18 protein-coding genes and 1 pseudogene are annotated in these 21,174 nt (G+C 43.2%); 5 read left to right on the forward strand and 14 right to left on the reverse strand.

Annotated features, from left to right (window positions below; translation table 11 throughout):
- Positions 1-24: 24 nt before the first annotated feature.
- Together AB4583_RS04365 and AB4583_RS04370 are read left to right on the forward strand one after the other, a co-directional pair.
- Positions 25-789 carry a hydratase gene (locus tag AB4583_RS04365; protein ID WP_017069213.1) on the forward strand — a complete coding sequence of 255 codons (765 nt, stop codon included), beginning with the start codon at positions 25-27 and terminating at the stop codon, positions 787-789.
- Between the two features lie 189 nt (positions 790-978).
- Positions 979-2,337 (forward strand): Na+/H+ antiporter NhaC family protein, encoded by a 1,359-nt coding sequence (locus AB4583_RS04370; protein ID WP_017069214.1) that lies wholly within the window; start codon positions 979-981, stop codon positions 2,335-2,337.
- A gap of 201 nt (positions 2,338-2,538) precedes the next feature.
- Here the strand turns inward: AB4583_RS04370 and AB4583_RS04375 are convergent, their stop codons facing one another.
- The 5 genes from AB4583_RS04375 to AB4583_RS04395 all read right to left on the reverse strand — a co-directional run bounded on the left by AB4583_RS04375 (position 2,539) and on the right by AB4583_RS04395 (position 8,720).
- On the reverse strand, positions 2,539-3,699 hold the full coding sequence (locus AB4583_RS04375) for a multidrug effflux MFS transporter (RefSeq protein WP_372116567.1): 1,161 nt from the start codon (positions 3,697-3,699) through the stop codon (positions 2,539-2,541).
- Positions 3,700-3,909: 210 nt separating this feature from the next.
- Positions 3,910-5,382: a methyl-accepting chemotaxis protein gene (locus AB4583_RS04380; RefSeq protein WP_017069216.1), complete on the reverse strand. Its 1,473-nt coding sequence runs from the start codon at positions 5,380-5,382 to the stop codon at positions 3,910-3,912.
- A gap of 10 nt (positions 5,383-5,392) precedes the next feature.
- The gene (locus AB4583_RS04385) at positions 5,393-6,250 is read right to left on the reverse strand and encodes an ABC transporter substrate-binding protein (protein WP_017066686.1); all 858 of its coding nucleotides are present in this window, start codon (positions 6,248-6,250) and stop codon (positions 5,393-5,395) included.
- A gap of 221 nt (positions 6,251-6,471) precedes the next feature.
- Positions 6,472-6,852 carry a hypothetical protein gene (locus tag AB4583_RS04390; RefSeq protein ID WP_372051320.1) on the reverse strand — a complete coding sequence of 127 codons (381 nt, stop codon included), beginning with the start codon at positions 6,850-6,852 and terminating at the stop codon, positions 6,472-6,474.
- 155 nt (positions 6,853-7,007) lie between these two features.
- Positions 7,008-8,720: a pseudouridine synthase gene (locus AB4583_RS04395; RefSeq protein ID WP_372051321.1), complete on the reverse strand. Its 1,713-nt coding sequence runs from the start codon at positions 8,718-8,720 to the stop codon at positions 7,008-7,010.
- Positions 8,721-9,011: 291 nt separating this feature from the next.
- Between AB4583_RS04395 and AB4583_RS04400 the strand changes: the two genes are divergently transcribed.
- Entirely contained in the window at positions 9,012-9,464 is a 453-nt protein-coding gene (locus AB4583_RS04400) for an NUDIX pyrophosphatase (RefSeq protein ID WP_017069219.1), read from the forward strand.
- Between the two features lie 17 nt (positions 9,465-9,481).
- Here the strand turns inward: AB4583_RS04400 and AB4583_RS04405 are convergent, their stop codons facing one another.
- The 9 genes and pseudogenes from AB4583_RS04405 to AB4583_RS04445 form a co-directional block, all read right to left on the reverse strand.
- A complete protein-coding gene (locus AB4583_RS04405) occupies positions 9,482-9,919 on the reverse strand; it encodes a bifunctional diaminohydroxyphosphoribosylaminopyrimidine deaminase/5-amino-6-(5-phosphoribosylamino)uracil reductase RibD (protein WP_108099750.1) in 438 nt (145 codons plus the stop codon).
- 155 nt (positions 9,920-10,074) lie between these two features.
- Positions 10,075-10,629, reverse strand: a complete 555-nt coding sequence (locus AB4583_RS04410) for a nucleotidyltransferase family protein (RefSeq protein ID WP_108207690.1) — start codon at positions 10,627-10,629, stop codon at positions 10,075-10,077.
- Entirely contained in the window at positions 10,629-10,916 is a 288-nt protein-coding gene (locus AB4583_RS04415; RefSeq protein WP_017060584.1) for a putative quinol monooxygenase, read from the reverse strand. The genes AB4583_RS04410 and AB4583_RS04415 overlap by 1 nt, the downstream gene beginning before the upstream one ends.
- Positions 10,917-11,858: 942 nt before the next feature.
- Positions 11,859-12,716: a hypothetical protein gene (locus tag AB4583_RS04420; RefSeq protein ID WP_017060585.1), complete on the reverse strand. Its 858-nt coding sequence runs from the start codon at positions 12,714-12,716 to the stop codon at positions 11,859-11,861.
- Positions 12,716-13,570 (reverse strand): ABC transporter ATP-binding protein, encoded by an 855-nt coding sequence (locus AB4583_RS04425; RefSeq protein ID WP_102321049.1) that lies wholly within the window; start codon positions 13,568-13,570, stop codon positions 12,716-12,718. The genes AB4583_RS04420 and AB4583_RS04425 overlap by 1 nt, the downstream gene beginning before the upstream one ends.
- Positions 13,567-13,938, reverse strand: coding sequence for a GntR family transcriptional regulator (locus tag AB4583_RS04430; RefSeq protein WP_017060587.1), 372 nt, complete (start codon positions 13,936-13,938; stop codon positions 13,567-13,569). The genes AB4583_RS04425 and AB4583_RS04430 overlap by 4 nt, the downstream gene beginning before the upstream one ends.
- Before the next feature lie 223 nt (positions 13,939-14,161).
- Positions 14,162-15,907: an EAL domain-containing protein gene (locus AB4583_RS04435; RefSeq protein ID WP_372051322.1), complete on the reverse strand. Its 1,746-nt coding sequence runs from the start codon at positions 15,905-15,907 to the stop codon at positions 14,162-14,164.
- Positions 15,908-16,742: 835 nt separating this feature from the next.
- Positions 16,743-17,222 carry a type II secretion system protein gene (locus AB4583_RS04440; protein WP_017060589.1) on the reverse strand — a complete coding sequence of 160 codons (480 nt, stop codon included), beginning with the start codon at positions 17,220-17,222 and terminating at the stop codon, positions 16,743-16,745.
- Positions 17,223-17,472: 250 nt separating this feature from the next.
- Positions 17,473-18,861, reverse strand: a pseudogene (locus tag AB4583_RS04445) (putative bifunctional diguanylate cyclase/phosphodiesterase); the annotation flags it as partial.
- Between the two features lie 182 nt (positions 18,862-19,043).
- On the opposite strand from AB4583_RS04445, the gene AB4583_RS04450 reads away from it, so the two are divergent.
- Positions 19,044-19,733: a response regulator transcription factor gene (locus AB4583_RS04450; RefSeq protein ID WP_017060591.1), complete on the forward strand. Its 690-nt coding sequence runs from the start codon at positions 19,044-19,046 to the stop codon at positions 19,731-19,733.
- A complete protein-coding gene (locus AB4583_RS04455; protein ID WP_017069225.1) occupies positions 19,726-21,075 on the forward strand; it encodes a sensor histidine kinase KdpD in 1,350 nt (449 codons plus the stop codon). The genes AB4583_RS04450 and AB4583_RS04455 overlap by 8 nt, the downstream gene beginning before the upstream one ends.
- Positions 21,076-21,174 lie beyond the last annotated feature (99 nt).

Genomic DNA, 21,174 nt, shown 5'->3' on the forward strand with positions numbered 1-21,174 from the left:
TCATAAAACTAAAGGTGGTATTATATGACAAATGTATTTAAACAAGCAGCTGAAGAACTGTTGAGTCGTCGCGTTGCTGGCACCAAAGCACCAAGATTGGACGAACAGTACCGTCCGAATAACTTGGAAGATGCGCTAAAGATCCAATCTTCAATGATCGATTTGAAAAGCGATAAAGTCGGCGGTTGGAAGTGCTTACTTCCTCTGGCTGAAGACAAGTTTGTTGTTGCGCCAATCTTCTCGGGCAGCGTTCAACAAGGCGAAGTTTGTGAACTGTTTGCAGACAACGATGTAGTGCGTGTTGAGCCTGAAATTGCATTTACTCTTGCTAAGAGTCTGCCTGCAAACCAAGAAGGCTACAGCGAAGAGCAAATCAACGAAGCGATTGGTTCTTGTCACATGGCACTTGAGTTAATGCAATCTCGTTTTGCGGATGACAGCGGCGCTGAGTTCTATGAAAAACTGGCCGATGGCCTAGTAAACCAAGGCTTATTCATTGGCCCTGAGATTGATCGCGAAAAAGCGTTCACTTCTGCAGAGATCAGTATTGAAGTGACTCAAGGCGAGCAAGTTCAAGCATTCGACGGTAAGCACCCGAATACACTGCCACCAAGCCCAATTTACTGGCTGATTAACTACATGACGCGTCGTGGTGTTGATTTCCAAGCGGGTGAAGCAATTATCACGGGCTCTTACTGCGGTATCGTGGAAATGGAATTCGATAAACCAACGACCTTCCATTATGAAGGTATTGGCGAATACCAAGTAACCTTCAAGCAGAAACGCTAACTTCTAGCGACGCACTATCTGTTATCGAAAGGCTGTTTACTGATGAGTAAATAGCCTTTTTTATTACGTGATGCTCAATAGGGTTCTTATTACTTTGCATTAAATTAGGCGTTTAGACGTCTAGACGTTGACAAGTTCTAAGTGTGACATTAGTCTGCTCACCTTCCTGTTCTATTGTGTTGTCGTTCCATGTCCAATTCAAAAAATTCTAACGCGGTAATTGCCCCTTCTGCAGTGGCGCTTATCCCTCTGATCGTTTTCCTTGCGCTGTTTATTGGCGTGGGTACATACCTGTCGCTACAAGGCGTCGATTTTGCTTTCTATCAACTTCCAGCTCCGATTGCGGCTCTGCCTGCTGTGATGTTAGCGTTGCTATTGAGCAAAGATAAATTGAACCGTGCGATTGAGCAGTTCTTAGGTGGCGTGGGTCACAAAGACATTATCGCAATGTGTATGATCTACCTATTGGCGGGTGCTTTTGCTGCTGTGGCTAAAGCTTCTGGTGGCGTGGACGCGACGGTAAACCTTGGTCTATCGGCTATCCCAACGAGCATGATCCTACCGGGCATCTTCCTTATTTCGGCGTTCATTGCGACAGCAATGGGCACCTCTATGGGTACTATCGCTGCGGTTGCTCCTGTTGCACTAGGCATTGCTGACTCAGCTGGTATGAGTATTCCTCTAACCGCTGGCGTAGTGCTAAGTGGCGCTATGTTTGGTGACAACCTTTCTATCATCTCAGATACCACGATTGCCGCGACTCGCTCGCAAGGCTGTGAGATGAGAGACAAGTTTAAAGAGAACATCCGTATAGCACTTCCTGCTGCACTTATCGCGATTGTTATCTTTGCTTTCAACAGCACAGCAACTCAAGTTCCTGAAACAGGCCCAATTGAATGGCTGAAAGTCCTTCCGTACATCACTATCCTAATCCTTGCGGTATCGGGCATGAATGTGTTCGTTGTGTTGACGATTGGTATCTTGCTAGCGGGTGGAGTGAGCCTAGGTTCTATTGAGAACTACGGTATGACGGATTACGCTCAAGATATCTACGCAGGCTTTGGCAACATGCAAGAGATCTTCTTACTGTCGATGCTGATTGGTGGTTTGAGTGAGCTGATGCGTCGCCAAGGTGGATTAGCATTTCTGACTAACTTAGTGAGCGGTTTGATTCGTGCATTTGGTTCTTCTCACTCTAAGCAAGCGAATGGCCGCGCAAGTGAGCTAGGCATTGCAGGCTTGGTATCAATGGTGAACCTATGTACGGCAAACAACACCGTAGCAATCATTGTTTCTGGTAGTGTGGCTCGCCAATTAGCTGAAGAGAACGATGTATCTCCACGCCGCTCTGCAAGCTTATTGGATATCTTCTCGTGTGTGATTCAAGGCGTACTGCCTTACGGTGCTCAGGTATTGCTATTAGGCTCTGTGTTTAACCTATCGCCGCTAGAGATCGTGTCTAACTCTTACTACTGTTTCGCGCTTGCAATCGTGGCTGTAGTCGCTGTGTTTATTAAACACCCAGCACGTCAAGTGGCTCAAGCTTAGTAACAATTGACCAAACTGAGTGCTCACTGGCTCTGATAAGAAGGCTCCTTAATAGGAGCTTTTTTGTGCGTGAAACTCATGGCTTGAAAATTCAATGTACGTCTTCAAATACAAGAAAACCGCCTATGTAGACGGTTTCTAATTTCGTTATAGCGGTTTTCAAGTTTATTGTAGTGTGAATGACAATTAGGCTTGAGAGCTTTAATTCAGCTTATTAGTCACGAACTCTTTGTTTCTGACCATTAGCCACATCAGGCCGCCTAGCGTACCGATGGATAATTGGATAAAGCCTAGGTTTTCAATCAGTGACTCTGGGCGGATTGAAACTAATACCATGCCAAGCGAGCCACAAATCATGCTGAAGAACTGTATCAGTGCGACGGCAGAGCCCGTGTCATGATCTTGTTGATTCAACATTAAGTTGGTGCCCGGTACTCGCATGATGATCGCCATTAATGTTGCTGGAGCAGCGATGAACATAAAGAACCAAGGGGACAGGTCGCCAATGGTTAGGGTGAAGATGCCCGCAAGCGCCAATAAAGCAAAACATCCTGAGATGACCTTTTGAACCGGCATTCGGTAGGACAACTTCATGTAAATTGTTGGACCAAATGAGGCGCATAATGCATTGAATGCGAACGCGTAGCTAAACTGTTTTTCGGTCAATCCAAAGTGATCGATGTAGATATAAGAACCCGCCGCAAGAAAGCCCATCAACGCCATCGGTATGATAGAGAAAATGACCAGTAGCTTGAGGAACGAGCGGTTTTTCATGACCACGCCCATTCTTCCCCATGAACGGAACATGGAACCTTGGTATTTGGTTTCGAGCGTTTCTCGATAGCAGCAAGCTAATACTGACGCAAATGCACCAAAAATGGCGAGGGTGACGAACATCATTCGCCAAGACGCAATTTTCAGTAGAAAGGCACCAAATACAGGCGCAACCATTGGCGCGATGATCACCAGTGACATGATAGTCGCCATGATCTTTTCACGTTCTCTGCCATCATAAAGATCTTTGACAATGGCGGTAGCGATAACGGTGATAGCACTACCAGCAAAGGCTTGGAATACACGAGCACCAATTAACTGTTCGATGCTATTGGTCATCGCGCACAATATGCTCGCGACCATATAACCCGCTAATCCAATTAATAGGATCGGCTTACGACCGAATTTCTCGCTGAGCGGCCCCCAAAATAAAAGACCAATAGCGTAAGTAACGAAGTAGCTGCTCAGGGTTAGGTTGACCATGGATCGGTCAGTATTAAACACCTCGACCATCTGCGGAAGTGCAGGTAAGTAAAGGTCGATGGTCAATGGAGGGAAAGCACTTATTATGACGAGAAAAAATAGCATACCGGTCTTTCCCAGTACTGGTTGTGGTCTCTTCAAGGTGGCTCTCCGTTGTCCAAAATAGGTTTTTAATTGGTGTGATAGTATCTTTAGGTTTTGTATGATTAGTTATCTCAAAGCTCTAAAATCAGCAAGGATTTGTGACCTCTAAATGTTTAACATCGAGTTGAAAGGTTCAAGCCAGCAAGTACCTATGCTGGCTTGAGGGTATACTTAGAACTTAAATTTAGCAATCTGAGTGGAGAGGACAGTAGTTTGCGTCAAGATATCATTGGATACGTTTGCCAAATCGTCATTCACGTTAACTAGTTCTTTTGCACTACTATCAAGAGACTGCATGTCATTTGCGACTTTTGAACTAACGTTTGACTGCTCTTCGCAGGCGGATGCAACAGAATCTACCATGCCATTGATGGACGTTACGGAAGAGATAATGCTCGATAGTGCTTGCTGTATTTCATCTGCGCTGGTTTTTGTTTGCTCCACTAAAGCTTTCGAGCTCTGTGTTGCAACAAATGACTCGTTTGCTTCTTTTTGTAGGCGTTCAATAATAGATTCAATTTCATTGGTTGAATCATGGGTTTTAGACGCTAATGAGCGCACTTCATCCGCAACAACCGCAAAACCACGGCCAGACTCACCGGCCCGTGCCGCTTCAATAGCTGCATTCAATGCCAATAAATTAGTTTGTTCCGCAATCGCTTTGATGACTACAATCACTCGACCTATATCATCACTGCTTACTTTTAGTGAATTCGCACATTCCGCTGCACTTTCCAGACTTACGACCAAGTCATCAATATTACGTTCATTGATATCGATTGTGTGACCACTTTGCTGACAAAGCTCGAGTGCATCATTTGATTGATACAGCGTATTTTCCGTATGAACAGCAATTTCTTTGGTTGCTAAATCAAATTGCTCAATGCTGTGCAAACTTTCTTGAGTTAACAAAGATTGTCGTTGGCTTTGTTGGTTCATTTCATCACGTAGTTGCGATATACCGTGGCCACTCTTATCCAACAGTTTGGTCGTGTTCGATGTTTCGAGAATGATAGATTGAATAGTAGCAACGAATTGGTTGAATGCTTTCGCAAGTGATGTGACTTCATCATTGCCTACTTCCGCAACACGTGAAGTGAGGTCTCCTCCACCAGAAGCAATTTCATTCATTGAATCAGCCATGTTTTTGATGGGCCTGACGACTTTTCTATCGAGGACTATGGAAATCAGAATCAGGCTAGCAATAAATATGCAAAGCAAAATACTAATCGCAAGTTGCATAGAGTTCATTAAATTAGCATTCGTCACATCATGGTTAAAACCAACATTAACTTTACCGATAGGCAATGAATCCCATGAAATAGCCATCGATGAGGATTCATCAATGTCACGTGGATTAACACTACCTAATATGTTGTTATTTTGATCGAGCACTTGAATGTTTGCGATTACGTCATTATTTGAATACGCTTCAATGATATTAAGTATCAGTGTCTTATCGTATGCATAAACAGGTTCTTGCAATATCACACTTAATTCAGAGGTTATACGCTGGATTTCTTGTGAAGATTTATCAGTAACGTTTGATTGGTTAATCATAAATTGGATTGGCAAAGCGATAGCAGCAACAATAAGCATCACTGCAGCGATCAGTAAAACCATTTTTTTTGTTATTTGGTTCATAAAAATGTACTCAGTTGGCAAGCGGATCAAAGAAATATTTTTCTGGGATAGAGCGGGTGTCTTCGGTCAGATATGGATTTTCAAGATCGATAATAGTTCGCTCTGAAAGGTTGGCCCGTGAGAGCGCCATTCTTACTTCGGAGTCTTCGAAAAAGAGTTTCTCATAGGTGCCATCAGCGAAAATTTCTTCAACCACTTCTGTGATGTGTTGCTGAAGTTCTGTGTTTTCTTTTTGGACAAAGAGCATATATGGCATGCGATAGCGGAGCATGACATGACTATCAACAGCTAAAGGTAGTTCTGGGTATGATTGCATTTCTGCAAATGGTTCCATGACACCACGAGCAAACAAGTGGCACCGATTACCAGCAAGCATCATCTCAAAAATATTTGGATATTTAAGCGATTTAGCGGTTTTTATACCATTGGCATCAAGAATGAATGTGTCTGGCCATGTTTTCCCTGAACAAACTTTAAAGCGCGTGAAATCCGCTTTAGATCTTACGTTTGCGAGTAATTGTTTATCTTTTTCATGAATTAATCCGATTCGCATACCAAGCATTCCTCGATATATAGGGAACAATATTGGAGCAAAGCGTTTTTCCATGTCGAGACTGGTCGCTGACCAATAAAGGTCAATCTCTCCCGACTCTAAATCCGCCATAACTCTTGATTGAGCAGGTTCCCCTGTTGCTTGATAGACAAACTCGATTTCATCGAATCGGCTCGAGCGATTAACAATTTCTTGAACCAAAGTAAGGTGCAGTTTTTTGTCATTCGGTTTACCTGGCAATCTTAAAGGTTCAGCGTAAGTTATTTGGCAAGTACTAAAAATAAGTATCAAAAAAGTAAAAATGGAGCGAAACATTCTTGGTTCTATAGGCGTGTGATTAAGTGGCAGTAATATCGGTTACCGTGTGCTATTTTGATACGAAATTAACGCCACATTGTGACTTTTCTCTCGTTTTGTATGGGTAATTTAATGCAAGGTCGGATCTGAAATATAAGCATGTAAATATAGGTTTCCAGCCCAATCAGGGTAGCTTGTAATCGCCAGCGACACATTGTAATGATTATCGACTTGGCTTGTTATCTTTTCTTTGGGCGTTTTTCGACTAAACCGTTACGCTCTAAACCACGTCGAACGCTGCTGCATAGTTTACCAAAGCGGCGCAGTTCCTCGAAGTTAGGACCTTGGCCAATGGAAATACTGTGCTCCCAATACATTAACTCGCTGTCGACCATCTCAAGTAGTTTCTTAGAGCAACCCGAGCAATTTCCTTTTGGACCACAGATAAACGTCTCTGACTCGTAAAGTGGGAGTTCGTTTTTAACTTCTTCAATTAAGTTAAGCATTGCCGAGTTTAAGTCTGGCTTTTTGGATGTAATTGGCTTCAAGCTTGGTGCTTGAGTTGCAATTAATTGGGAAGTCAGTTTGTTAGGTTGTAAATTCAAAGCAGCTGATGACATATCAAAGGCCTCAAGGAGAGAAGAAGGTGGGCATGCTACTCTTCACAACAAAGTGAATATTGATGTAGTGCAATAAGCGTGGATATATACCCAAAAGAGGTAGGAGCCACAAGCGGTTGTGACTCCTTATCAAAGCTCGGTACTAATGAGAGATTTTAGAATTCGGCGTCGAACTGGAATTCCATCCACTCTTTGGTGACTGGGTGGTGCAGCGCAAGTCTTTCTGCGTGTAAGTGCAATCGGTCGGCTTTATTGCCATACAAGCCGTCACCGACGATAGGCGTGTTAAGGCCTTCTTGGTGTGAACAGTGAACACGCAACTGGTGTGTACGCCCTGTTTTAGGATGCAGGTAAACCTTAGTGGTTTGCCCGTTTCGCTCAATCACTTCCCATTTGGTTTCTGCTGGCTTGCCGTGTTCGAAGCAGACAATTTGACGAGGGCGGTCATACAAATCACCACGTAATGGTAGTCGAACATAGCCTTCATTTTCTGTTAGAACGCCTTCAATCATTGCCACGTAACGCTTTTCGACTTCACGAGTAATGAACTGCTTCTGTAAGCTCTTGTTCGCACGTCGTGTGAGAGCGAAGATTAGAATGCCAGAGGTCGCCATGTCTAAGCGATGAATCACAAATGGGCCTTCAACATCGGGATGCATTTCTTGAACACGTGTGTAGGCGGAATCTTTGATGGTTTTACCCGGCACGGATAGAAAACCTGCTGGCTTGTGTACTACCACGATGTGCTCATCTTGGAACAGAATATCCAGTTCTTTGCCTTCTGCTGGGTTCTCTAGCAATGGGTTTGGATCGACTTCTAGGCCTTTCATCATATGGCCTAAAATCGGCACACATTTACTCTGACAAGAAGCGTAGTATTTCTTGTGCTTGCGGATTTCCGACTTTGGAGAGCGGCCCCACCAAAATTCAGCCAATGCCAGTGGCGTGTAACCATGTAAGTACGCGTATTGCAGCAATTTAGGCGCAGCGCATTCACCAGAGCCAGCTGGTGGTATCTTGTTTGGCGTGTTTTCAAAGATTTGGTTAAGGTCTTCAACGTTTCCTTCCGCATTTTGGAAAGCGTATTGTGAAAACAACTTGTGTTGAAGCTGATGAGAAATGTGTGCTCTTTGCTCTTTTAGCTCAGCCAGTTGAGTGTTGAACACATCAACTTTAGCTTGCAACACTTGCAGGGTCTGTTCCCAGTTAAGTTTTAGGTACTTCTGCTGGTTCTTGTCGGCAACACTGGCTTTGTTTAGCTCATTATTTAGCTGTTCGAAAGCTTGCTCATCAAGGTTTTCTTTACCTTGTTCACGTTGTTCTTTACGCGTTTTTCGGCCTTCAATAATCAATAGACGTTGAGCTTCAATCTCTTGCTCGGCTTGCGCTTTTTGCTGTGCCAGTTGCTCGCACAATTCAAGGTATTCAGTATTTGCTTGCAGCGCTTTAAACTCAGCGTTGACAGCCATCATGTCGGCTGTGTCTTGATGGAAAAAGCTGTCGCTGCTGAGCATGTCGAACACGGGCGGTACAAAGTGAGGCAGTAGGTTTTGGTCGGCGATTTTCCCTGAAAAAGCAGAGAAGTACCCCAATTCACCTTCAGGGCTTTTCACCAATAACACACCAAACATTTTGCCGCGACCAGCGTCAGTATCAAGTCCGAAGTCATGCTGCCAGTCGGTTTGAGTTTCTAGATATTGTTGAAGCTGATGAGAGGCGATTTCACACAGTGCGTGTGGTTCATAATAGAACGGGAAGGTGAAACGCTCAGGCAACGAATATGACTCGATCGGCTGTTGAAAACGAGTGAAGCAATGCTCAGGTGTGTGGCTGTTTTCTGAGTCGTGCGTTGGTTTTGATGAGTGCATAGTCGTATTAATACTTATATCGTGGTGATAAATGGTTGTGAGTCTACTGTGTATGTTTAAAGGCTTTAAACACAGTACAAGGCGGCGATTCTACTCTTTATCGAAATACGCCTCAAATAAGAAATGGTTCTATTACAGGATAGCTAAGCGAGACGGTTAACACGGACCCCATGAGTTATGGTTTGAACTTCATTAATTGATGAGTAACTTCTCGTTTTTAATCATAGAAGGTAACTTCACAAACGAAGGGTGGTAGCCTTGCCGCCCTCTTGTTCAACCTAAGGTAACGTTATGATTCCACTCAATACTTCGATTGTATCTGGTGTCGCTATTTCAGAGATCGACGGACAAATGAAAATGCTACTAATGAAGCGTGTGAAGGGCGAGTTTTGGTGCCATGTCGCAGGTTCCATTGAAGCAGGTGAAACAGGCTGGCAGGCTATCGTGCGCGAGTTTGAAGAAGAGACCCAAATTAAAGTGGAAGCTTTGTATAACGCGCAGTTTTTGGAGCAGTTTTACGAGGCGCACGTGAATGTGATTCAGCTAATCCCTGTGTTTGCGGTGCTATGCCCACCCAACCAAGCGATTGAACTGAATGACGAGCATACTGAGTACCGTTGGTGCAATTTAGAAGAAGCAAAAGCGTTAGCGCCGTTCCCCAACCAACATGCCGTCTACGATCATATTTGGTCATACTTTGTCGGTAAGCCAGTCAATCCGCTTTATCGAGTCAAATTGAGCTAGCGTTGGCTGTTTAAGAGTTAAGATTTACCAAGATATGGGGTTAGAAAAGCACTCACTTGCGCTTGGCATAACCCCACATCCACCTTCACGCCGTGCGATTCAAGGATCGCAACACCACGACCATTATTGCGAGGGTCTGGGTCTAGCATCGCTACTACCACGTGTTTTACACCTGCTTTAACCAATGTATTGGCGCAAGCGGGTGTTCTGCCGACAAACGAACATGGCTCTAAAGTTACGTAAGCGGTAACCCCCTCCATTGTTCCGTCCGTTTTGTCGTTATAACTATTCAGTGCTTCAACCTCGGCGTGGTTTCCGCCGACTTTTTGCGTGTACCCAACAGACACCACCTTATCGTTCTTCACCAAAACGCAGCCTACTGGCGGGTTTGGTTGGCAATCAGGTAAGGCTTGGCGCGAAGCTTCGAGTGCTTGCAGCATGTATTGTTGGTTCATGGTCGTTACTCAGTATGACGAGAGAGCGTAGCAGCTAGTCGCCACGCGTGGTTGATGAGTTGGTTAATTACTAACTTAATAAGCTAATAAGTGGGGCATGTTCGATCTGATTGGACTTTTAGTCAATGGTTTTAGCGTTTGAATTCGACTGCTAGTTAACTGTGACTCATCGTTAACTTGGGCCACTGGGTTAGCCAACCTTTGGATTGCACTCTTTGATCAAAGATATCTCGGCTACGCTTTGGATTGGGTGTGATTTGCAAATCAAACAAACTCTCTAAGCCAAAGGCAGAAATACACTCGATGTTTCCATGGAGGCTTTGTTTCACGGCGACGGCGGTTTCTTTCTCTGGCCAATAACTCATCGCATCCAATGAGCCTTGGTAAGGTTCATCCCCATTTCTGGTGTGCATGTAGGCTTGATTGCGAACTTGCCAATTCAGTTCGGGTAACCGTTGTTTAAGCTGAGCCTCGTATCTAAGATCCGATTCGTAAGAGGTATCAATGGGATCAAAGTAGATCACATCAATATCATTGAATGGAGTCGGGGAGGCATAACCATGCTGGTGATCCCAAACGAGGTTTCTCACAAAGCCCGCAGCGACATAACACTGCGGCAAATCCAACTGAGCGACACAGTCTAAAACCTTCATTCGTAAGGGATCTTGTTTGATCAACGTGACGATGCGTTTGGCTAGCGGATGTATCATTATGATGTCGGAACATCAGTGACTTGGTAATGACGTGTCACGTTCTGGGAGATTTCACCCCATTCAGAGGCTTTTACTCGCTGTTGGTGCATTTCGAATGCTTCTCGGCTAGTGAATTCTTCATACACTTCAAAGCGATTAGGTTGAAGCGTGCTTTGACTGACTCGAAACACAATACAACCAGGTTCTTCTAGTGTCAGTTCTTTGTGCACAACCAAGGCATGTGTCACTGCTTCTAGGTCGTTGTCTGGCACTAGAATATGCCCTTGCAGAATTACTTTACTCATAATTACGTCCATTTAATTACGTCTATTTAATTTGGTCCATTACGGCTTTTTTCTATCAAAAGCTCTATCCGTTACAAACATAATCCCATTTTGATGTTGTAACGTATAGGCTAATGTGGCGGTTATTAGTTCACATTGAATGTATTTTTTAGTTACACCGTAACTTTAAAGGTGATGTAATCAACAAATGATAAGACACTGGAACTAAATCAGCGTTGGTCCGGTCTATTAAATTAGTATCATTGAACTGTATTGATACTGAAATGAATTTGTCATCTGAGAGAACTAACCTTAATTTTGAACAGCGGCTCATAGGATTGAATTGAGCCATAGTTGATATCTAGGTCATACTTTGATGTAAATGGTACTAAAAACTCTATATATTTTGTGATTTGTATCATTGAACTGGGCATCAAACACCGTTAGATTCGAATGGTTGGCAATAAAAATAGCTCATGAAGAGCAGTTAAAGAAAAGGAAATATCCCTTATGAAAAAAATGAGAAGAGCACAGCTTCATCGCGTTCGTATCCAATACTGGAAAGACACGTCAAAAGAAGCATCAAAGAAATAAGCTTTAATCGTAGAGCTTTAAAAGCTGAAAAGCTTAATCAAATGTAAAACGCAACAAACTGATTTCATTAGCACTCTCAAGGACCTTCATCTGGTCGGCGACTAACGAAATCATCCCCAAAGAGCTGGCAGGCATTAACAACAATGCAATTCAATGTCAGCTCATTAATACCTCCTCTAAGTTTATCTTCGTTTGTTAAACCTGTTACCCCAAACTAAAGCTTGTTCCTTGTTCCTTGTTCCTTGTTATCGCATCCCTGTACTCGTTAACGTCTTGATAATAAAAAAGCTCCCGATTTCTCAGAAGCTTTGATTTAGATTTTGATATCTGATGTGACTGCCCGATAAAGGCTCGTGCTTAGGATAGACTCTAACGTTGGAACAGCGTCTTTAAGCTCACATCGTCCGTTCTATTTAGCTTTAGGCTCAGTAGATAGCCACCAACACCGATCAGTGCGTAAATACCTAAAGATAAAATCGGCGCTTCTGCAATCGCACTTAATGGGTTGCTTGCTATGAGTACATTCATTGGTAATGACGCGATGAGAGATAGGAAGTCATTGATGCCATAGAACCCAAACACTGCGACAGAGAGGAACTTAATCGCATAGCTTGAGATGAAAATGACAAGCAATGGAGAGTTTACCAGCTGCGAAATCGCTAGAGTGACGGTTGCCAGTGGCAATAAAACCAGTGCAACTAACATCATTCGTCCAAAAAACACGACCCAGTTGCTCAGCACATAAAACAGAGATTGTTGTTCAACCAATAGCGCCAGTTGTTGTTCACTTGAGACGTTCAATATCCAGAATAGAAAATCTGCGAACAGTACTAACAATGCACAGATAGCCGGAATCACCACTAAACCGAAGCCGAGTTTCACACCGTGAGTCATTGCGTTAGATACCGGCATACTTCTCCAAAACATCGAACTGCCTTCTTGGCGCTCTTTACGCAGCGTTTTAGGGATGTAAAGCGTTGATAGGATCAGTGAAATAAGGCCCGCGCCAAAGTAGATCACTGAGTTGAGGTCTTGTGCGAACTCTCTGTGGATGTCGCTCACGTCACCGTTCACTTGCATTTCGAAGAAAAACTCATGCTGTGCTGCGCCATTGAAGAACAGACTAACGAACAGTAAGAAACCACATAACGCGACAAACAGAGGCAATCGAGTGTTAATTTTGTGCTCGATGAGTTCTTTTTCTAGCATGTAAAAACTTGGATGCATTATGCCTTCTCCGTCTGTGTTGCAAGGAATAGATCTGCGAGACCAACGTTATAGATGTTACCCAGTGATTCAACCTGCGCTTTGTATTGACCTTCCAATAACCACTTAGTGGTGCCCAGGCCTGATTGCGAGGTCAGTGGGTTGAGTTTCTGTATCTCGCTTGAATGGTTATTTGCGACTTCGATAATGAAATAGTCATTTTCGATGTCTTCCATGCTCTTTTGCAGCACACAATGGCCTTGTTTTAAAATCAGAACATCCGTTAATAAATGTTCAATCTCTGAAACCTCATGGCTTGCAATGATCATGGCGCGTTCGCCGTCGTGGAACCACTCAAGTAGATGGCGATAAAAAGTATCGCGGTACAGTAAATCTAGGCCAAGTGTAGGCTCATCTAAGATCAACACTTGGGTGTCAGTCGCGATGATGATCGCAAGGTGAAGTTGTACTTTCATCCCTTTAGAAAGCTGCTTGATAGTCGAAGAGAGCTTGATGTTGGTGCTGCTTAGCGTCTGTTCTGCTTTTTGCTTGTTGAAGCTAGGGTGTACACCTTGGGTGTATCGAAGCAGTTGTTTAACCGTCATCCACTCTGGTAACACGTTAACATCTGAGATGTACGACAAGTGCTGCATGAGCTCTGCGTGCTGGTGGATAGGGTGGTAGCCGTTTACTTCAATCTCACCTTGATAGTTGTGTCCACCAAGCAGTGATTTGATCAGTGTCGATTTCCCTGCGCCATTATGGCCCAGCAGTCCAAGCACTTGCCCCGGTTTTAACTCAAAGCTGATGTTCTCGACACCCACTTGATTTGAATAGGTTTTGGTTACGTTTTTCACGGAAAGTAACGTACTCATGACTTGTCCTTTATATGTTGTGCTAGCTGTTTCACGAGTTCTTCGACACTCATATCAATGATGCTTAGCGTCTCAGCGATGGCTGGGATCTGTGTGTTGATGAATGATTGGTGTGCGGACTCTTTCAATTTTTGAAGTGCCCCTTCGGCCACATACATGCCTTGGCCGCGTTTTTTCTCTACCAAGCCTTCATCCACCAGTAACTGGTAGCTTTTCATGACAGTAAGGTGGTTGATCTTGAGATCGGCGGCAACCGCACGCACAGAGGGCAATGCTTGTAGCTCTAGCCAAACACCCTGAAGAATTTGGTCACTGATCTTGGCGGCAAGCTGCCTAAAGATCGGCTGGTCGTCTTTCCATTCGGTCATAATTAAAACTGCATGGTGATATACATGTGTATAACACTAACCTATTTATTCGAGTTGGCAAGGATTTTATGAAAGTGCATCGGGTATTTTTATGTTTAGATAAAGCACGTTTGGTGGGGAGGGCACTTGAAGCCTACATCCTTGTGGGCTCTCAAGCAGCTGTATAAGCGATGATTATTTGAATAGGGAATGGTTGCTGATCAAGATTTCTATTAGGCTGGGCCTATTGCTCCTTTGAGTCATTAGGCCGGCTATATAGGTAACCTTGATGTAAGTTGTAGCCTAACTGACACAAGATATATTGCTGCCTACGCGTCTCGACACCTTCATAAATCATTGTGATATTTGATAGGCGTCCAATCTCCGAGATATTGAGCAATACACCCTGATGATGCTCTCCTGACTCGATATCCTTAACAAAGCAACGATCCAGTTTTAGATAGGCCGGAGAGATAACATTGATGATTTCGATGTTGTTATTGCCCGTACCAAAGTCATCCAGAGCGATAGTGATACCAAGCTTTTTGATATCCTTAATGTTATCGATAACCTCACACCCATAGCCAATGTTCGAATATTCAGTAATCTCTACGACAAACTCATTCGCTTCCATCGCGGCTAAATGCTCTCTGAGCCTTGCGAAGTTCGACCCTACCAAAGCACTCGGACACACGTTGACACCATAGATCTCATGGCTGTTGTTTAACTTCGCTTTTCTGACTGTCTCGATGAGTAAAATAGTATGAAAGGTGAGTAAATTGGTGCGTCTCATGGTGTTGATGAAGCTTAAAACGCCAACGTTACGCACACGAGATAACAACTCGTAGTAGAGAACGCAGTTGTCTTCGGTGTTGATGATCGGCTCTTCTTCAAAGGAGATGTGTTTCCAACGAAACAGGTAGATCACGAAACCCAGAATATAGGAGCGATAAAGCAGGGTGGCGAGTATCAGAGAAAGCGCAATCCATAGTGCAACAATGTCGTCACTGTAGAAGGTGATGGTTGCACCCGTTGGTAGGGAGGTTTGATAGATAGATTTACTCTCTTCGCCAAGGTTTAAGATGTGGTAACCATTCTTCTGGATGGAAATCGAATCGACTAATAGAGGCAATAGTGAGTTCTTGTATCGAGCTTCGATAGATCGTTTAGATATTCGAGCAACCATCTCAATGTCGTGCTCGGTATCCATGAAGCGTGAATAGGCAAAGTCAGCACTATCGTAGAAGTCGTCTAATTGATTGAGCTCTATCATCTTAGAACGTGTTTTAGAGATATAGCAGGAGTCATAAGGTGTGGTCATGACGACAGAATCAAGGTTGAGCGAGTGCCTTAGCGAGTGCACAGCCCCGTGGCTATCGCAACCGTAGTCCATGACTTCTGCGGCAATGTGTTTGGTGTTCTCACTGTATTCATTCGCAATCTTCGTCGTATAAAGGATTTGGGAAAAGTAGACAACGAATAGGAAAAAGGAAGAGATGGTGAACACGGCTATCAGAGCCTTAATCAGCTCTCGATGATAGGTGTTGAACATCAGTTTCAACATCTCGAACTGGCTGGGCTTGAACTGGTTGATGTCGTACTTAGGTGCGATACGGTTGGTTGAGCTTTTATCGAGATCGATAAAGTAACCTACCTTATAAAGGTTAGAGATAAGTTCGCTATTATTATCTACCTTCGCTTTCTTACATAAGCTTCGATATTTCTTTCTTATAGAAGCAATAATATTTTTTAACGCGTATAAGCTAAACTCTTCGTCAAAGTGTAATTTAAAAGATTCTTCAATATCTCGTGCAGATTGAGGGTTTGATATTGACGAGTGTTCAATAAGGTATTTGAAAACAAAACTCTCTTTACTATTAAGAGTTTCCTCTGATATCTTATTACTGTCTCTTTTTATGTATATTTTTTCTTCATTGTAGATTAGTTGCAAGCTCTCATTATTGTTATTTATATTGAAAGAACAGTGCATAGCTCAACTCCTAAGCGATAGTTATTATATTTGTGTGATGGATATGTGATGGCTGGGATTTTCATTCAACACAAGAGTTCGATCTAAATAATATAACCAAAATGTCACCATTTTATCTCAAGATGTTGATACTAATCGCAGAATTTGGGCTTTAATGAAAGGTTATGGAGATGTTCACCCAAAAGTTGAATTTATAAATGAAAGCCAATGATTTACAAGGGGTAAGGGGGATTTATCCATTTGTTTTGGTATTTATCCATTTCACAGCTTCTACGCGGTAGGTTTAGCGACTGGATTTAGAGGTTTCTAATGTAGCTTCTGATGGTATTCATTCGGTTTATCGATGTGTGAGATTTATCAGAATTTTTCATAATAAAATTAAATTATGTCATTTTATGTAATATTAATATAATTTATGTGGCGTATTGTTTTGGTGATTTAATTAAAGTAATCAATGATAGAATTAATTATATTTGTTGAATGATTGACTTTAATTTATTCTGTTACGAAATTTAAATAATTGAACTTTAAGGTGGGATATTTAAAATAGGGAAAGGATGATTTTTATCATGATGTGTTGATTAAAGAATTTTAATGGTATTATTATTGACATATGTATCAAATATGTGTCTATGTAAATATTAATCGGCTAGTGATGAAAATAAGATATGAATGAGGTTGGTGTTATACCATGAGCACTGCCTAAAAGTATAAGCAGCAACAAGTTAGATCAATTAGTGTTATTTTTGAGCAAATGTTAGCGTAACCACATGATATTCAAAGATCTGTTGCGGTGGCTTTGTGTTAACTATGGAAGCGTGCAATCGTTGAGTATTTAACATGCACCATCAAGCACCACGATCTGTGGTTCTTTTTCTGGCTGATAAAGCACCTGACAAAAGTCTCCTTCTGGCGAATAGGTGTAGTTTTCGGTGTCGAAAGAGATGGCGGCTACTCTTTCTGCATTGCTGCCAGAGTCTACTTCTTTGTTGATGACATGAAGCTCTGTTGCGTCGATATTGAGCAGTCTTCTTAGTGAGTCAACATAGGCGATTGGGTAACCATGACAAACGTAGTAGGTCTCAATCTCCGTCTTTTCAACATAGTTGCACTCATCCTCAACGCCAGCAATCGCTGACTTCGCGTAGATCATATCGATACCCGTGCGAAGGTTACCAGCCACATCATGTATTTTACTCGCCCGAGCACTTCCTTGAACGTCTAAGAACTTGACCATAGCTGTCGCCGAAACGATCGCTAAAATTAATACAGAGATGATGAGTTCTAAAAGAGTGAAGCCGTTTTGTCTGTTCATGGTTACCGATTATTTGCTCTGCTAAAGGGACGGAATGAGGGTAATCTAAATACCAAAGTCATTACAGTTAGTGGGTATAATGGTTTGGTGTTTTATTGTGTAAATTTCTAAGTAATTTTCTTTATAAACAATAGCTTAATTATTCCCTCTTACTGTTAAACGCTATGTAAGCATACGTAAGCGTACACACCCACAGCAGCCCATTGTTTAGGAAGCATTCAAACGACTTAATTTATTGATAAATAAGTCTTTAATTGTAGGATTGTCGACCATTCAAAAACTGACTTTCGACTTCATTTGAGGGAATTGGTTTACTAAATAAAAATCCCTGAAGATATTGGTATCCACAATCGATTAAGAACGCTTTTTGCGTTTCGGTTTCGACACCTTCAGCAACCACTTTTAGCCCCAATTTTTCACAGATAGCATGGGTGGCTTGGACAATCGCTTTGCTCCCTTTGTGTGAACCGTGGACGAAGCTTTTATCGAGTTTCACGGTGCTAATCGGTAAGTCATGCAACATCGACAGTGACGAGTAGCCTGTGCCAAAGTCATCAAGGTGAAGCTCTACGCCCAATTTAGAAATATCGCTTAACGCTTGCCTGACTTCACCATGCTTGAAGATCATGGAAGATTCGGTGATCTCAAGGGCGATGCTTTGAGGTTGGATATTGTAGAAGTTCAACATTGCTAATAGCTGCTCGGCAAAGGTCGCGTGCATCTGAATACTCGAAATATTGATACTCATCATCAACTCACTATCAAACTCACGTTGCCATATCGATAGCTGTTTGAGTGCAGAGTTCAGAACCCATTTCCCGAGCGGTACAATCTGCCCCGTCTCCTCCGCTAAGCTAATAAACTCATCAGGGCCTATGTTACCTAGCTCTTTGTCTGACCATCGAAGCAAGGCTTCAAACCCTTTCACCTTGTCGCTGTTGGTGTTCATGATCGGTTGGTAGTGAAGGTTGAGATCGTCGTTTTCTATGGCGCGTGCCAGTCGATGGCGGATCTCTACTTTGCGATGCAGGGTTTGTGCTAAGTCTGGGGTAAACGTTTGGAAGCGGTTTCGACCATTCGCTTTTGCAAGATGCATCGCCATACCCGCTTGCTTTAGCAATGTTTCTTGGTCAACCGCGTTATCAGGGAAATGCGCGGTACCTATGCTGCAACCGACAGATAAACTGCCGATGCCTCTGATATGGAAACTTCGGTTTAAGGCATCAATGATGCGAGAGCAAAGTAGTGGGATATTTTGATTTCGGCAGGTGTGGGCAATCACAATGAATTCGTCGCCACCAAATCGCCCTATCATGCATTTCTCATCAACCAACTGTTTAAGGCGTTCACCAACCTGTTTGAGTAGTTGGTCTCCGACAGTGTGCCCATAAGTGTCATTAACTAATTTGAAGCCATCAAGGTCGACAAACATCAATTCAAACGGTGAGCGATAGGCAATGCTGGTTTCTAGAAGGTTGCTGATCCCACGGCGATTATAAAGCTCCGTTAAACAGTCGTGTTCTGCGTTGTATCTGGCTTTTATCAGCTTCTCTTTTTGCTTTGTTGTACAGGTTAGGTTTAGCAGCAGTTCGCTTTTATCAAAGAGCCACTTTCCTTGCACATCAAAATGGTGTGCTCTGAAGGAGGAAACCTTGATAAACCAAGGCGCACCGGTTGTTGGTTCTCTATTCTGTAAACGTGTATGTACAAAAGTGATTACTATGTTTTGCGTACGGTAAATGTAGGGCTCTGATTCCAATATTGATGATCTATGACCAATATATATACTGCCTTCGCTTTTAATAAATACTGGTGATAGGAATGTCGAAAACCAAAGTGCTCATTGTTGAAGATGACCAAGAGATAGCTCGTCTAACGACGCTTTACCTCGAAGCTGAAGGTTACAATGTTAGCGTTGTTCATGAAGGGAACTTGGCACTTGAAGCGATCCGTAGTATTGAACCTGATTTAGTGCTGTTGGACTTGATGCTTCCAGGGATGAGCGGCGCGCAAATTTGCCGTCAAGCCCGTGAGTTTTACAATGGAATGATTTTAGTGCTAACGGCTTCCGCCGATGAAATGAGCGAGGTCAGCTTGTTTAAATTTGGTGCGGACGATTACGTTGCCAAACCGATTCGTGGCCATGCCTTGTTAGCGCGAATTGAAGCGTTATTGCGTCGAGCGACTCCCGTAAAAACTGCGCAAGAAACTACGGCTGAAAAACAGTGCGATATTGTAATCAACAGCTCTGCTCAAAGTGCCACGCTCTACGGCCAAAACCTCAAGCTTACTTCTGCTGAATTTGAAATCTTAAACCTTCTCGTTAATAACATCTGTCAGGTCGTGACTCGAGACCAGTGCTGTCAGTTATTTAGAGGGATAGATTACGCGTTCAACGACCGCTCGATTGATATGCGCGTGTCTGGGTTACGCCGAAAGCTGCGCATTCACGCAAAAGACAAACAGTTGATTCGTACGGTTCGCAACAAGGGGTACATGCTGGTTGCGTAAGTTCATTGCTACGAAGCTTCGCTCGGTTTCGATGTTTGCTCGCTTATACCTTGGGATTGTGACTGGGATGTCGGCAACGATATTTTTGTTCTTGAACCTTGGTGAGGGGTACATGCGACGCACCGAGATCGAAACCTTCCTCAATGATGGCATCTACTTTGCGGAGCAGTATGTTCGTCAACACAATCAAGAAAACTCACTCTATAAAGAGCTCGATAGAACAGGCTACCAACAATTTTATATCTTCAATTTACGCCTGTTGGAGAATTGGTCGGGCGAGGCGCCTTGCCAACAATGTGAGTTATACACAACCTTAAACGGTGTGCCGATATATCTAAGTGATGACAACCTCTATTCGACCGTGTTTCAGCTACCAAACTCTAAATTCAGTTTTGGGTTCAGTGAGGTAGGGGACTTTTTCTCTCCTGACATTGAATGGTACGAAGACTCAGAACGACACTTTTTGTTAGGGCTGTTGTTGGCTGTGATTGTGGCGATTGGAGCAAGTGTTTACTTACCTGTGAGGCGTTTTCAAGAAAGAATAGAGTTGCTCGTCGAGAAGCAGAAACAGTTTGGTAAGGGCAAGCTTAGTACTCGATCTGACATGGACGACATCCATCCTGTTTCTGATTTGGCCAGCAGTTTTAACTTCATGGCTGAAGAGATCGAAAGCAAAGTAAAACAAAGTCATATTTTCGCTCAAGCTATCCCACACGAAGTACGAACTCCGCTAAGTCGTATTCAACTGGCGACCGATATCCTAAGAAGGGGAGCCCCCGATAATCATCAGGTTCTTTTCGATGACATTGATACCTACATTGAGGATATCAACGAGCTCACGTCAGAAATCATCATGCTGTCGAAGTTGAATGTCATGGATAACTCTTTCTTTGAGCTCGTTAAAGTGACCTCCGATCTTCGTGAGTATTGCCTAGACCGAATTCGTTACTCGAAACTAGACAATGCCACCTTTGAATCTAAGGTACAGCTAGAGTGCAAGATTAAGTGTGATTGCTCAATGGCACGCTTGGTGTTCGATAACGTTCTCAAGAATGCGGGTAATTACACACAAGACAAAGTGTGGATGACGCTGGATGAGAACTCAGAAAACTGGCTGGTGGTGATTGAAGACAATGGTTCTGGAATACCGGAGAATAAGCGTGATGAGGTATTTCTACCGTTCTCTCGATTAGATTCAAGCAGAACGTCGACCACAGGTGGATTGGGGTTAGGCCTCGCGATTGCTCTATCGGCGGCTAAAAAGCTTTCTTGGGATATCAAAATCGACGACAGCAACTATGGTGGCGCCAAGTTCAGTATCGTGATTCCTAAGATCGCATAAGCTGCAGCTTCAAGAGCTCTTCAGGCTCGTCAAATAACAAAGCCACCGACTAATACCGTGGCTTTGTTATATTCCGATTTACAAGCGAGTGACTTCTTA

This window comes from Vibrio sp. 10N.222.49.C12 (assembly GCF_041475025.1).
In the GTDB taxonomy this organism is placed as follows: Bacteria; Pseudomonadota; Gammaproteobacteria; order Enterobacterales; family Vibrionaceae; genus Vibrio; species Vibrio crassostreae_C.

What these genes read in the sequence shown, in the direction of transcription:
- AB4583_RS04365 (WP_017069213.1), top strand. Translation starts at nt 25, where the DNA reads ATGACAAATGTATTTAAACAAGCAGCTGAAGAACTGTTGAGTCGTCGC.
- AB4583_RS04370 (WP_017069214.1), top strand. Translation starts at nt 979, where the DNA reads ATGTCCAATTCAAAAAATTCTAACGCGGTAATTGCCCCTTCTGCAGTG.
- AB4583_RS04375 (WP_372116567.1), bottom strand. Translation starts at nt 3,699, where the DNA reads ATGCTATTTTTTCTCGTCATAATAAGTGCTTTCCCTCCATTGACCATC.
- AB4583_RS04380 (WP_017069216.1), bottom strand. Translation starts at nt 5,382, where the DNA reads ATGAACCAAATAACAAAAAAAATGGTTTTACTGATCGCTGCAGTGATG.
- AB4583_RS04385 (WP_017066686.1), bottom strand. Translation starts at nt 6,250, where the DNA reads ATGTTTCGCTCCATTTTTACTTTTTTGATACTTATTTTTAGTACTTGC.
- AB4583_RS04390 (WP_372051320.1), bottom strand. Translation starts at nt 6,852, where the DNA reads ATGTCATCAGCTGCTTTGAATTTACAACCTAACAAACTGACTTCCCAA.
- AB4583_RS04395 (WP_372051321.1), bottom strand. Translation starts at nt 8,720, where the DNA reads ATGCACTCATCAAAACCAACGCACGACTCAGAAAACAGCCACACACCT.
- AB4583_RS04400 (WP_017069219.1), top strand. Translation starts at nt 9,012, where the DNA reads ATGATTCCACTCAATACTTCGATTGTATCTGGTGTCGCTATTTCAGAG.
- AB4583_RS04405 (WP_108099750.1), bottom strand. Translation starts at nt 9,919, where the DNA reads ATGAACCAACAATACATGCTGCAAGCACTCGAAGCTTCGCGCCAAGCC.
- AB4583_RS04410 (WP_108207690.1), bottom strand. Translation starts at nt 10,629, where the DNA reads ATGATACATCCGCTAGCCAAACGCATCGTCACGTTGATCAAACAAGAT.
- AB4583_RS04415 (WP_017060584.1), bottom strand. Translation starts at nt 10,916, where the DNA reads ATGAGTAAAGTAATTCTGCAAGGGCATATTCTAGTGCCAGACAACGAC.
- AB4583_RS04420 (WP_017060585.1), bottom strand. Translation starts at nt 12,716, where the DNA reads ATGCATCCAAGTTTTTACATGCTAGAAAAAGAACTCATCGAGCACAAA.
- AB4583_RS04425 (WP_102321049.1), bottom strand. Translation starts at nt 13,570, where the DNA reads ATGAGTACGTTACTTTCCGTGAAAAACGTAACCAAAACCTATTCAAAT.
- AB4583_RS04430 (WP_017060587.1), bottom strand. Translation starts at nt 13,938, where the DNA reads ATGACCGAATGGAAAGACGACCAGCCGATCTTTAGGCAGCTTGCCGCC.
- AB4583_RS04435 (WP_372051322.1), bottom strand. Translation starts at nt 15,907, where the DNA reads ATGCACTGTTCTTTCAATATAAATAACAATAATGAGAGCTTGCAACTA.
- AB4583_RS04440 (WP_017060589.1), bottom strand. Translation starts at nt 17,222, where the DNA reads ATGAACAGACAAAACGGCTTCACTCTTTTAGAACTCATCATCTCTGTA.
- AB4583_RS04450 (WP_017060591.1), top strand. Translation starts at nt 19,044, where the DNA reads ATGTCGAAAACCAAAGTGCTCATTGTTGAAGATGACCAAGAGATAGCT.